Source organism: Streptomyces sp. NPDC005408, assembly GCF_040606445.1.
Lineage (GTDB): Bacteria > Actinomycetota > Actinomycetes > Streptomycetales > Streptomycetaceae > Streptomyces.
Window position 1 is genome coordinate 113,473 of record NZ_JBEXEX010000009.1, and the last position, 12,639, is coordinate 126,111.

At 69.6% G+C, this 12,639-nt stretch carries 9 protein-coding genes and 1 pseudogene; 6 read left to right on the forward strand and 4 right to left on the reverse strand.

Annotated features, from left to right (window positions below; all coding sequences use genetic code 11):
- Positions 1–44 precede the first annotated feature (44 nt).
- The 3 genes from ABZS64_RS12065 to ABZS64_RS12075 all read right to left on the reverse strand — a co-directional run bounded on the left by ABZS64_RS12065 (position 45) and on the right by ABZS64_RS12075 (position 3,669).
- The gene (locus tag ABZS64_RS12065) at positions 45–791 is read right to left on the reverse strand and encodes a PIG-L deacetylase family protein (RefSeq protein WP_355826880.1); all 747 of its coding nucleotides are present in this window, start codon (positions 789–791) and stop codon (positions 45–47) included.
- Between the two features lie 28 nt (positions 792–819).
- Positions 820–2,118, reverse strand: coding sequence for an alpha/beta fold hydrolase (locus tag ABZS64_RS12070; RefSeq protein ID WP_355826883.1), 1,299 nt, complete (start codon positions 2,116–2,118; stop codon positions 820–822).
- A gap of 72 nt (positions 2,119–2,190) precedes the next feature.
- Positions 2,191–3,669: a cellulase family glycosylhydrolase gene (locus ABZS64_RS12075; RefSeq protein WP_355826885.1), complete on the reverse strand. Its 1,479-nt coding sequence runs from the start codon at positions 3,667–3,669 to the stop codon at positions 2,191–2,193.
- A 99-nt stretch (positions 3,670–3,768) separates the two neighbouring features.
- On the opposite strand from ABZS64_RS12075, the pseudogene ABZS64_RS12080 reads away from it, so the two are divergent.
- The 6 genes and pseudogenes from ABZS64_RS12080 to ABZS64_RS12105 form a co-directional block, all read left to right on the forward strand.
- Positions 3,769–3,888, forward strand: a pseudogene (locus ABZS64_RS12080) (ABC transporter ATP-binding protein); the annotation flags it as partial.
- A 64-nt stretch (positions 3,889–3,952) separates the two neighbouring features.
- Entirely contained in the window at positions 3,953–5,119 is a 1,167-nt protein-coding gene (locus ABZS64_RS12085) for a hypothetical protein (RefSeq protein WP_355826888.1), read from the forward strand.
- A gap of 346 nt (positions 5,120–5,465) precedes the next feature.
- Positions 5,466–8,750: a GH92 family glycosyl hydrolase gene (locus tag ABZS64_RS12090; protein WP_355826891.1), complete on the forward strand. Its 3,285-nt coding sequence runs from the start codon at positions 5,466–5,468 to the stop codon at positions 8,748–8,750.
- Between the two features lie 120 nt (positions 8,751–8,870).
- Positions 8,871–9,170 (forward strand): hypothetical protein, encoded by a 300-nt coding sequence (locus ABZS64_RS12095; RefSeq protein ID WP_355826894.1) that lies wholly within the window; start codon positions 8,871–8,873, stop codon positions 9,168–9,170.
- Between the two features lie 147 nt (positions 9,171–9,317).
- On the forward strand, positions 9,318–9,755 hold the full coding sequence (locus tag ABZS64_RS12100; RefSeq protein ID WP_355826897.1) for a CBS domain-containing protein: 438 nt from the start codon (positions 9,318–9,320) through the stop codon (positions 9,753–9,755).
- A gap of 227 nt (positions 9,756–9,982) precedes the next feature.
- Complete coding sequence (locus ABZS64_RS12105; protein WP_355826900.1) at positions 9,983–10,834, forward strand: SAM-dependent methyltransferase; 852 nt, start codon at positions 9,983–9,985, stop codon at positions 10,832–10,834.
- A gap of 19 nt (positions 10,835–10,853) precedes the next feature.
- Here the strand turns inward: ABZS64_RS12105 and polX are convergent, their stop codons facing one another.
- Positions 10,854–12,587, reverse strand: coding sequence for a DNA polymerase/3'-5' exonuclease PolX (polX, locus tag ABZS64_RS12110; protein ID WP_355826903.1), 1,734 nt, complete (start codon positions 12,585–12,587; stop codon positions 10,854–10,856).
- Positions 12,588–12,639 lie beyond the last annotated feature (52 nt).

The window sequence follows — 12,639 nt, forward strand, 5'->3', positions numbered from 1 at the left end:
CTTTCTGACGCTCCATCAGAATGCGGGGCAGCGTACCGCCGCTGTCAGCGGCCGAACAGCTCGAAGGTCACGGCGGGCCGGCCGCCGAAGCGCTCCGCCGCCCGCTGGGCATTGCCGGTGAGGAACGTGCGGCAGTACTCCTCCGGGTCCTGGTCGGTGAGCACCTCGATATACGTGCGGTGCTCCAGCAGGGAGCGGACCGAGCGCTCCAGGCCCGCGGTGGCGTCGACCGCATGGGTGGGCGTCGTGGTGCCCGCGACCGCCACCCAGCGCACCCCGTTCCACGGCTCAAGGCCCTGCTCGGCGATGAGTTCGGGGAAGATCCAGCGGTTCCCGGCGTCGGCGGCCGCGTCGAGCGTCGCCCGGCCCACCGCCCGGTGGTCGGGGGTGTTCCAGGCGGTGCCGCCCCAGGTGTCGCGGTGGTTGAGGGTGATCACCAGCTCGGGGCGGTGGCGGCGGATGGCCGCCGCGATGTCACGGCGCAGCGCGGTCCCGTACTCGATCACACCGTCCTTGTGGTCCAGGAACTCCACCGAGGAGACACCGACGACCGCCGCGCTCGCCCGCTGCTCCTGCTCGCGCAGCGGGGCGCACTTGGCCGGTTCCACGGTGTCCATCCCCGCCTCGCCGCGGGTGGCAAGGAGATACGAGACCTCCCTTCCGCCGTCGGTCCAGGCGGCGACGGCCGCGGCGCACCCGTACTCCAGGTCGTCGGGGTGGGCGACGACGGCCAGCGCACGCTGCCAGTCGTCGGGCATGGGTTCCAGTTGCTCGATCACAGGCTCGGTCATGGGCGCAGGATACGGCGCCGCTCGTGCGTCAGACCTCGCCGCGGGCCAGCGAGAGCAGCCGGTCGAGCACCCGCTGCCCGCTCGCCCGCACCCCGTCGTGCTCGTACTCGTCGGTGACCCAGGTACGCAGTCCGCGGATGGTGCGGGCGGTGCGCAGCGAGTGCTCGGTGTCGACGTACATGTCGTCGTGGTAGACGGCAGCGGCTACGGGCACCTCGTTGGCGGCGAGCCGTGCGGGGTCGTAGAGCGCGGTCCAGTCGGTGCGGGCGGCCAGCAGCTCGGCGCTCTCGCGCAGCGGTCGCAGGGCGGGGTCCACCTCGAAGTGCCAGGGGTGGATGGTCTCCCCCGTGAACAGAAGAGGACCGTCCCCGTCGAGGGCCGTCTCGGCGTCGAACTGCGGGAATTCGGCCCGAACCCGCTCGGCGGCCCAGCCGGTGGGCCCGGCGCCCTGGGCGTAGATCGCCTCGTGCAGCACGGCGTACAGCGGATGTCCTGCGTACGAGAGGGTCCCGAGCACCGCTTCCTGGAAGGCGTCGGAGAGTTCGTGCCCCGCTCCCGTGCGGACGAAGGCGTCCTCCAGCAGATAGTGCAGCTGATGGCTGCCGTCCCCGCCGCCGAGCAGAATCCCCAGCGACTGGAAGGCCTCGGGCGTCAGCCGATAGCCGCCGGGCAGCACGGTCTTGTGCTGGGCGAGATGCTCGGCGATACGGCGCGCACGGCGCACGTCCTGCGGATAGCGGGCGTAGTGCGCCTCGGCCTTGCGCTGGATGCGGGGGTAGGCGGCGCGATAGACGTCTTCGGCCTGGGCGTCCAGGGCGGGCAGACCGCCCGTGATGAGCGCGGTCCGCAGCCCTTCGGGGGCGGTGGAGAGATAGTGCGTGGCGCAGAATCCGCCGAAGCTCTGGCCCAGTACCGTCCACGGCGCGCCGCCCGTGAGCCGCCGCCGGATGAACTCGCAGTCGCGCACGATGCTGTCGGCGCGGAAGAGGGCGAGGTGGTCGGCCTGTGCCTCCGGCTCGCCGCGCAGGGGCAGGGTCTGGCGGTTCAGGGGGGTGGAGCGGCCGGTGCCGCGCTGGTCGAGGAGCAGTACCCGGTACTCCTGCACGGCCCGGCCGAGCCATGCCTGCTTGCCGACGAAGCGGCGGGCGCCGAAGCCGGGCCCGCCCTCCAGATAGACCAGCCAGGGCAGATCGGCACCGGCCCGCCCGCTCGCGACGACCTCGCGGCCGTACAGTTCGAGCTGCTCGCCCGCCGGGTCGGCGTGGTCGAGCGGGACGGTGAAGTGCCGGTCGGTGAGGACGATTCCCGGTTGGCGATAGCTGGTCACTGATGCTCCTGTTCTGTGCTCCGCCCGCCCATGGGATCACACGGGCGGGCGGGGGGACACAGGGAGCCCTGCTCAGCTCGTCGGGAAGTCGTCCGGGGTCCTGGCGCGGTCGCGGACCCAGACGCCTGCGGGCTTGAGCGGCCCGGTTCCGGTCCAGGGACCGTTCCTGTCGCAGGTGCCGCCCTTGAAGACGGCGCCGGAGCGCTCGTCGTCGGAGTAGTTCCAGTTGGACCAGCTGATCTTCTTGCTCGCCATCAGGTCGATGTACTGCTGGGACCTGGTGAAGTTGTTTCCGCCGTCGCCGGATGCGGTCTGGGTGCCGAACTCGGTGACGAACATGGGGAGTTTGTCGGCTGCGCGGGAGAGGGTGTTCAGGTACTCGGTGCCGTGCGAGGCCGCGTAGAAGTGGAAGGTGTACATGATGTTGGACGCGTTGACCGGGTTGTTCACGATCTCGGTCTCGTTCGAGTCCTCGGAGACGCCGAGGGAGGACCAGGCGCGGGTGCCGACGAGGACCGGGGTGTCCGGGTCGTTCTGCCGGATCACCGGGATGAGCTGCTCGGCATAGCTCTTGATCTTCGCCCAGCTCACGCCGCTTGGCTCATTGGCGATCTCGTACAGCAGGTTGTTCTTGTTGGCGTGGCGCTGCGTGATCTCGTTGAAGAAGGTCTTGGCGCGGGAGAGGTTGTAGTTCGGGTCGCCGGGGCTGAGCATGTGCCAGTCGACGATCGCGTACATACCGCGCGCGGTGGCCTGTTCGATGATCGAGTGGACCAGGTCGGTGAACTTGCGCGGGTTGGTCTCGTAGCCGCCTTCCTGGATGTACATCGAGATGCGCAGGACGTCGGCGTTCCAGTCGGTGGCCAGGGCGTCGAGCGAGCCGGAGGTCACGCACTGGCTGTACCACTGCAGGCCGTGGGTGCTCATGCCGCGCAGCTGGATGGGCTTGCCGTACTGGTTGCAGAGCTTGGTGCCGCAGACCTTGAGCTGTCCGTTGATCTCGACGGGCGTCTTTCCGCCGGGCGCGGGGCCGCCCGCGTCGGTGGTGAGACTGTCCACGTTGGGGCCGCCGTTGGCGGTGGTGGCGGTGGCCCGGATCGTGTTCGCGCCCGCTTTGAGGGTGGCGGTGACGGCGGTCGTCGTCCAGGAGGTCCAGGCGCCGGTGCCGGGGAAGGCGCGGGCCGTGGCGGCGACGGCACCGTTGACGGTGATGTCCATCGGGCGGCTGGCCGTGGTGCCGTTGGCGAAGCGGATGGTCAGCGAGGTGCTGCCTGCCTGGGCGGCGTCCACCGTCCACTCGACGTAACTGCCGGCTGTGTTGTTGTAGTTGACGAATCCGCTGCCGGTGAATCCGGTGTGGTTGGACTCGACGACGCCTTGCGAGATGACCGCGTTCTCGGCCTCGTGGGTGACGGCGGCGGCTGCGGTCGGTGCCTCGGCGGCGGGGGCCGAGGGTGCGACGGTGAGGCCGAGGAGCAGAGCGGTGACGGCTGTGCCGACGCCGCCGAGCGAGCGTAACCAGAACTGTGCCCGTCTCATGGGGGTCTCCATTGGCTTTACGAGAACTGGAAGGAAACTTTCCTAACTGATGGAATAGCAGCGCCCACCCGTGCCCTGCAAGGGTCATGACAAGAATGGCCGCGGGCGGGCCGCTTCCTGGGTGTGCTGACCCCGGCGAAGCTGCACGAGGCGCTGCGCCGGTCCGTGGAAGCGGACGCACAGGGGGTCGGGCGCGACGAGGTGGAGTTCGACTCGGTGGCGGACGCCTGAGGCGAAGCCACCAGGGGGTGGTGCGGTCCGCCGGGCGCCTGCCTCCGAGGAGACGTCGGCTACGGTGCTGGGTGTGGTGATCAACGGAGGGGACACGGCACAACCGGGAACAGCGCTGCTCATCGCGGCCGCCCCGGTCGGCAAGGGGCGTCTCATCGACGCGAGTTCCGTGCTGCCCACGCTCGCCGCCGTCCCGCCCAGCGCGCTCACCGGAACCCCGGCCGCCACGGTCGTCGAGCTCGCCGATCCCCTCGATCCGCAGACCGTCCTCACCCGGATCCGCGCGGCGGCAACCGCGGAGGGGCCGCTGTTCCTGTACATCGCAGGGCAGCTCCAACTCGACCGCAAACAGCGGCTGTTGCATCTCGCGCTCGCCCGGACCAGTCCAATGACCATGCGCTACACAGCGCTTCCCTGGCACTGGCTGGCCGCAGAGACGGGGATCCGGCGGCCCGGCACCACCACGGTCGTCGTCGACCTGGTCGCCGACGCCGACGCCTGGCAGCACATCGCCTCGCGGGGCCTCGGCCTGGGACAGGGCATCCGTCTCTACGGACGCGTCACGCCGGCTCCCCAGCGCCGGGGCGCCGCGAGTCCCGACTATCTCAAGGCATGCGCCGCGATCTGGCGCAGCGGGGCACGGCCGGATCTGGCCACCCTGCACGAGCAGGCCGCAGCACGGGCCGGTGGCGAACAAGCCCTCCTCCTTGCGATCGGCACTCCCCCGCCCCGACGGGTCGCGCCACCGGCCGGGGCCGCCCCGGTCGGCACATCGCGTAGCGAGGCCGACCCGCAGCCTTCCGGGGACCCGCATCCGGCGATTCTCGCCGCAGCGCAGGCCGGGCGGCACGCCGAGGCCGCGGCTGCTGCCGCCGCCTGGGAGCAGCAGGAGCTACGGGCCCACGGCCCCGGTTCCGTGCAGGCGATCCACTGGCTGGAGGTCCGGGCCGATCTTGCCCGGCTCGCTCAGGATCCGTCCCTCAGCTGCGAGTTGTGGATGGCCGTCGCGGATGCCCGCCTGACGCGTCAGCAGACGACCGACGACCCCGATGTCGAGGGTGCGGTCGACCGCGCTCACCACCAGTGGGAGCAGATCCGGGACCTGCCCCGGGCGCGGGCGCTCGCGCCGGCGCTGGTCCGGCTGCGGCGCAGTGTTCCGGGCCGTCAGCGCGGGGCGCTGCAGGTGCTGCAACGGCGTCTTGAGAGCCTGCACGCGGGACCGGTGGCCTGAGGGCAGACTCACCGGGGACGGCGGCGGACTCGGACGGCCGCCGCCGCCGACGGCGTTCAGCCACCGGACTCGGGCAGCAGCTTCTCCAACCTGGACTGAACACGTTCGCCTGGTCGGCGGCCTTGGACGGGCGGTGGCTTGTTCGACCCGCCGAGGCGCGACAACGTTGTCAAATGGAAGATGCCGATCAGTAGAGCCCCAAGCACCCAGTCCCGTCAAGGGCGTTCGGGGTCGTCTTTCGGGGCGCCTCCCGGGGCGTCTTTCGGGATGCCAGGGATGTGCGGTACGGTCCCCTCCGGCTTGTTCGACCCGTCGTGCGCGGCCCTTCCGACAAGGCAGGACCGCCATGCAATTGAAGCTCCCGGCCGCCTTCGCCGCCGTGGCGCTGACCGTGGGACTCACCATGCCCGCGCTCGCCGCTCCGGCCTCGGCGGACCCGGCGTTACCGCTGGTCAGTGACCCAACTGTCTACGTCGACCCACTCATCGGCAGCAGAAACGGCGGCAACACCTTCCCCGGCGCCGTCCTCCCTCAGGGCCTGCTCTCCTGGAGCCCCGAGAACACCCGCGGAAACGCCACCCGTACCGCCGCTCCCGGCGGCTACCAGTACGACGCCACCCGCATCCGGGGCTTCAGCCTGACTCATATGTCCGGCACCGGCTGCGCGGGCGGCTCCGGCGACATCCCGTTCTTCCCCTACGCGGGCGAGGTGACGTCCTCCCCCGCCGCGGACACGAAGGACGCGGTGTACGCGTCCGACTTCAGCCACGCCGACGAGAAGGCCGCACCCGGGCACTACAAGGTCGCGTTGAAGTCCGGCGTCACCGCCGATCTGACCGCCACCACCCGCACCGGTTCAGGCCGCTTCACCTTCCCCGAGGACAAGGCGGCGTCGCTCCTCATCCGCAGCGCCGCCTCCGAGGTCGGCTCCACCGACGCGCACCTCGACATCGATCCGCAGCGCCGCACCGTCTCCGGCTCGGTCACCAGCGGCAACTTCTGCGGCTATCTCGATCCCGAGGGGCGCCGCAGCTACTACACGGTCCACTTCACCGCCACCTTCGACCGCGCCTTCACCGCCCACGGCACCTGGAAGGACGGCGAGTTGGCGCCGGGCGCCACGGCAGCCGACGGCGGCACGGGCGGCTTCGGCACCGACGGCCGGCCCGTCACGGGCAAGGGCTCGGGCGGATACGTCCAGTTCGCGCCCGGCAAGGACCCTGTCGGCGTGAAGGTCGCCATCTCCTACGTCGACCAGAACGGCGCGAAGGCCAACCTCACCGCCGAGAACCCTCCGGCCCGCTCCTTCGACGACGTACGACGGGCAGCGCACGACGCCTGGCGCCGTGAACTCTCCGCCATCCGCGTCGGCGGCGGCACCGACACCGATCGCACGACCTTCTACACCGCGCTCTACCACGCCCTTTTCCACCCCAACGTCATCAACGACGCCGACGGGCGCTACGCGGGCAGCGACGGCAAGGTCCACAGGGTGACAGGTGGGCAGAAGGCCCAGTACGGAACCTTCTCGGGCTGGGACGTCTACCGCTCGCAGCTCCAGCTGCTGACCCTGCTCAAGCCGAAGACCGGCTCCGACATCGCCCAGTCTCTGTACAACCTGGCCCGCCAGAACGGCGGCCTGTGGGACCGGTGGATCCACAACGCCGGCGGTACGCATGTCATGAACGGAGACCCGTCGCCCGCCGCACTCGCCGGCATCCACGCCTTCGGCGGCGACGGCTTCGACCTGGACGGGGCACTGGACTCGCTGGTCAAGGCCGCGACCGTACCGAGCGAGAAGGACCTCAGCCCGGCCGGGAAGCCCATCCTGTCGGTGGGGCAACGGCCGTCCCTGGACAAGTACCTGTCCCTTCACTACATGCCGTCCGTCTCGAACGCCTGGGGCGGGGCCGCCGAGACTCTGGAAATCTCCGGCGCGGACTTCGCGCTCTCCCAGCTCGCCACCGCCGCGGGCCGGAAGAAGACGGCCAAGACCTTCACCGAGCGCGCCCAATGGTGGCAGAACAACTTCAACGCCGCGGCCGACCCGACCGGCGGATACATCGCCAACCGCAAGGCCGACGGCAGTTGGGTCACCGGCTTCGCACCGTCCACCGGCAACGGCTTCGTCGAGGGCAGCGCGGCCCAGTACACCTGGATGGTCCCGCACAATGCGGCCGGACTCTTCGCCGCGATGGGCGGCAAGGACAAGGCGGCGAGGCGGCTGGACTCCTTCTTCCACAACGCCGACGGCAGCTGGGCCTTCACGGGCAGCGGCGGCGACAAGTCCGAGATGGACAACGAACCGTCCATCAACGTGCCCTACCTGTACGCGTACGCGGGGCAGCCGTACAAGACACAGGAGACCGTACGGGCCGCGATGCGCAAGCTGTGGTCGACCGCACCCGAAGGCATCCCCGGCAACGACGACCTCGGCGCCATGTCGTCCTGGTACGTCTTCTCGGCGATGGGCATGTACCCGCAGGTGCCTTCGCGCGCCGAACTCGTCCTGTCCTCACCGCTGTTCCCCCGGATCGAGATCGAGCGCGGCCACCGCGACATCACGGTGAGGGCAGCGGGCGCCGCCGCCGACGCCCCGTACGTCCAGTCGCTGAAGGTCAACGGCGCGGCGAGCGACAAGCCGTGGCTGCCCGCCTCCCTCGTGGCCCGCGGCGGGACGCTCGACTACACGCTCGGCAAGGAGCCCAACCGCTCCTGGGGGTCGGCCGCGGACGATGCCCCGCCGTCGTTCCGCACCGGCGAGCAGCCGTACCAGATCGGCGTGGGGCCGACCACCGGGACCGTCGCTCCGGGCGGATCGCTGACCGTCAAGGTGGCTGCGGTGCAGGTGAGTTCGGGTACTGGACCGGCCGTGGACTTCAAGGTGACCGCGCCCGCCGGGCTCACCGCCTCACCGGCCTCCGGCACGGTCGGTCCCGGTGGCACCGCCGACATCGCACTCACTGCGGGAGAGCAGACGGCAGAGGGCTTCTACGACGCCGAGGTGGCCGTCACGAGTGACGGAGGAGTGGCGGTGAAGCAGCCGGTGACCGTCACCGTCGCGAAGCCCGGCAGCCTGCTCGCCGCGTACAACAACGTCGGCGCCTCCGACGACGCGGGTGAGCACGACGAAGCCGACTACGACGGCGGTGGCTGGAGCTATTCGCGCCAGGCACTGACCGCCGCCGGACTCGCACCCGGCGCCAAGGGCACCACCCAGGGCCTCGGCTTCACCTGGCCCGCATCGCCGGTGGCACGCCCCGACAACGCCTCGGCCACCGGCCGGACGATCGACCTGTCCGGCGCGCCGACCGCCCTCTCCTTCCTCGGAAGCGCGGTCAACGGCAACCAGGCGGCGACGGCGACGGTGACGTACACCGACGGCAGTACGGGCACCGCCGACCTCTCCTTCACCGACTGGACGATCGGGGGCGGTGGCGGCACGGTCCAGTACGGAAACGAGACCGTCGCCAGGACCGCGTACCGCAATATCAGCGGCGGCGACAAGGACGTGGTGGACGCCTATGTCTTCGCCACCAAGGCCTTCCGTGCGCCGGCCGGCAAGACGATCAGGAGCGTGACACTGCCGGACAACCAGAACATCCACGTGTTCACGGTGGCGCTGGGCTGACAGGCCGAGAGCCCCGACCGGGCAGGCCGCTCGCCATGCGGCGAGCGGCCTGCCGGAGCACCCTGGTCCTGGAGCTGCCTGCCCCCCGGCCGGCAGCGGGCCAGGAAAGGGTTGGCTGCGATGTTCGTGAGGCTGAGCACCTATCAGGGATCACCGGTTCCCGCGGAGGGGGACCTGACCGCGAACTGGGAGGCGGTTCTCAAGGAGGTCCAGCAGGTTCCCGGCTTCCGGGGCGTGTACTACCTCGTCGACCGGGCATCCGGAAAGGCGAAGTCGCTGACTTTGTGGGACGACGAGCAGTCCATGCAGGCCAGCGAGGTCCGGGCGACCCGGCTGCGCGAGCAGGTGGCGCAGCGTGAAGGCCAGCGGGTTGTCTCGGTCGAGCGCTTCGAGGTGGGATTCAGCCACCTGGAGCCCTGACAGCACAGATTCCACGCGCTCGCATCCGGGGAGCGATGTTGGGCCATCCGTGTTGTGATCGATGGCGGAGGACACCACGCCCTCGGGGAGACCCCTCAACACCCTCAGGACACGCCCTCGAGGACGGGAGAGGACGGGAGGAAAATCATGGCTGAGAAGCTGCGAGCCCGGGACATGATGTCCGGCGGCGTGCAGTGCGTCGGTGCGCACCAGTCGCTGTTCGACGCGGCGAAGATGATGCGCGATCTCGGCGTCGGCTGCCTGCCCATCTGCGGCGACAACAACAAGCTCACAGGCTTGATCACCGACCGTGACATCGTCGTCAAGTGCTGCGCCGAAGGCGTCGACCCGGCGACCGTGCAGGCCGGATCCCTCAATGCCAAGGTGCACTGGATCGACGCCGAGGCCGAGGCAACCGAGGTCCTGGCGACCATGGAGGAACACCGGATCAAGCGGCTGCCGGTGATCGACGTCAAGAGCGGCCACCGTCTGGTCGGCATGATCACGGAGGCCAACCTCGCGAAGAACCTGAGCGACGAACAGATCGCCGAGTTCGCGAGCCGCGTGTACGCGACCGCACCCTAGGAGCCGCGCGTGAGTGGCCCCGCCCCCTGCCCGGGGGCGGGGTCTTCGGCATGCCGGGAGGCGGGAATACCCGAGATGTACGATCGATCGCCAATCTCCCCTGCCAGCAGGCGCGTTGGCCTCATGAACCGGCCAACCGAGGTGCGAATCAGAGGGTAGTCTCACCACGGCGGAGCCGGGCTCGCTCCGCAGATACGGCGGATACGCCGGAGAGGCGGAGAGCACGCATGGTCGATGACAGTCAGTCCGGGACGACCTCGATACCCTTCGACGTGCCGACCTCGGCACGCGCCTACGGGTGGATGCTGGGCGGCAAGGACAACTACGACGTCGACCGCGCCTTCCTCCTCTCCACGCTGCCGGACTTCCCCGAGTGCGTGGACATCGCCCGGCAGAACCGTCAGTTCCTCTTCCGGGCCGTGCGCCACCTGACCCAGGAGGCGGGCATCCGCCAGATCCTCGACATGGGATGCGGGCTGCCGACCGACAACAATGTCCACCAGGTCGCCCGGCGCTTCGCACCGGACACCAGCGTCGTCTACGTCGACATCGACCCGATCGTGCTGGCGCACGGCCGGGCACTGCTCGCCGACGACGACTCCACCACCGTCATCACGGCCGACATGCGGGACCAGCAGTCCGTTCTCGACCATCCCGAGGTGCGGCGGCTGATCGACTTCTCCGAGCCGGTGGCGGTGCTGTTCCTGTCGGTGGGCCACCACCTCACCGATGCCGACGAGCCCCGTGCGGTCCTGCGTACCGTCATCGACCGGGCGGCGCCGGGCAGCTATCTGGGCCTGTCCCAGGTCGTCTGCGACGACCCGGCCAGGGGCGCCGAGATGACCACGCACATCTCGGAGCGCGGCATTCCGTGGCAGACCCGCACCCCGGCCGAACTCGACGCCTTCCTGGACGGCCTGGAGCCCGTGGAGCCGGGACTGGTCAATCTGGCCGACTGGCGCCCGGACCCCGACCAGCCGCCGCTCGCCCCGGTGCACGAGTCCCTGGCCCCGTACCTCGGCGCCACCGAGAACAACAAGGGCATCTACGAGTACGGCGGGCTGCTCCGCAAGGCATAGGAGTCGCTGAGGCCGATTCCTACGCCTTGGGACGACCCTTCCGCAGGAAGCGGCGCAGCTTGGTGAGCGGCCAGGTGTTGATGACGTCGTCCTTCGTCAGCCATCCCCGCTGCGCCGTCCCCACCCCGTAGCGCATGTACGGCAGATGCGTGGTGGAGTGCGCGTCCGAGTTCACTGCGAACTTCACGCCGTACTGCTTCGCGCGCAGGATGTCCTCGTCGCAGAGGTCGAGCCGCTCCGGATGCGCGTTGATCTCCAGGGCGGTGCCCGTGCGCCCGCAGGCTTCGAAGACGGCGTCGAAGTCGGCGTCTATGCCCGGGCGTTTGCCGATCAGGCGGGTGGTGGGGTGGCCGATGACGGCGACGTACGGGTTCTCGCAGGCGCGTACGAGCCGGCGGGTCAGCGCCTGACGGCTCTGGTTGAAGTGTGAATGGACTGAGGCCACGCACAGGTCGAAGCCCTCGAGGAACTCGTCGGGCCAGTCGACCTCCCCGTCCGGGCCGATGTTGAGCTCTGTTCCGTGCAGCAGTCGCATCCCGTGGTGCTTGCGGTCGAGTTCGCGTACGCGCTCGCGCTGCGCGAGGATCTTCTCGTCGGTCATGCGCTGCATGTACAGGTTCGGGGCGTGGTCGGTGATCGCGTAGTACGCGTAGCCGCGCCCGGCAGCGGCGGCGACCATGTCCTCCAGTGGGGCGAGGCCATCGGTGAGGTCTGTGTGGGTGTGCAGGTCACCCCTGATGTCGTCCTCGGTCACGAGGTCGGGGAGTTCGCCGCGCAGCCCTGCCGCGATCTCTCCCCGGTCCTCACGCAGGGGCGGCGGGATCCAGGGCAGACCGAGCCTGCTGTAGATGTCCTCCTCCGTGTCCGAGGTGATCAGTTCGCCGCTCTCGGCGTCGAAGAGTCCGTACTCGGAGAGCTTGAGCTTGTGGCGGACCGCGATCTCGCGGGTGCGGATATTGTGCGCCTTGGAGCCGGTGAAGTACTGCAGTCCCGCTCCCCAAGAAGTGGGCGGCAGGACCCGCAGATCCACCTGAAGGCCCTTGGTTGTGCGGATAGACGTCTTCTTCTCGCCACCCGCGATGACCTCGGCCGTGTACGGAAGGCCGCTCAGGGCCTCCATGAACGGCGCCGACCGCTCCGCCGCCACCAGAATGTCGATGTCCCCGATCGTCTCCCTCATCCGACGCAGCGATCCCGCGTACGTGCAACGTTCGCATCCGGGGATCGCGGACAGTTCGGAGACGATCTGCTCGGCGATGTCCAGGGCTGCGCTGATGAGGATCCGGCCGCCACCGGCCTTCTGCATCAGGGCGATGCCGTGGAGGATGTTCTCCTCGGTCTTCTCGCCGAAGCCCTTCAGATCGCGCAGCCGCTCCGCATGGATGGCATCCAGCAGCTGGTCCACGGAGGTGATGCCCAGCTCCTCGTAGAGGACCATGGCCTTCTTGGGCCCGAGCGTGGGGATGGTGATCAGCTCGCGGACGCCGGCGGGCATCGACGCCCGCGTCTCCTCGATGGTGGCGACGTGGCCCGATTGCAGATACTCGGCGATTTTGTCGGCGGTCGACTTGCCGACGTTGGGGATGTCCCGCAGGCCCTTGGCGTCGAGCTTCGAGACATCCGTGGGGTAGCCGCCGACGGCACGGGCGGCCTTTTCGTAGGCACGCGCCTTGAAGGCATCCCCACCGCTGATCGCGATCAGGTCGGCGTACTCCTGAAGGAGTGCCGCGACCTCCTCATTGGCTCGGACCATACCTCCAGGGTGCTCCGATACCGCCGGGCAGGCACCCGGCAGCCGTACTGGC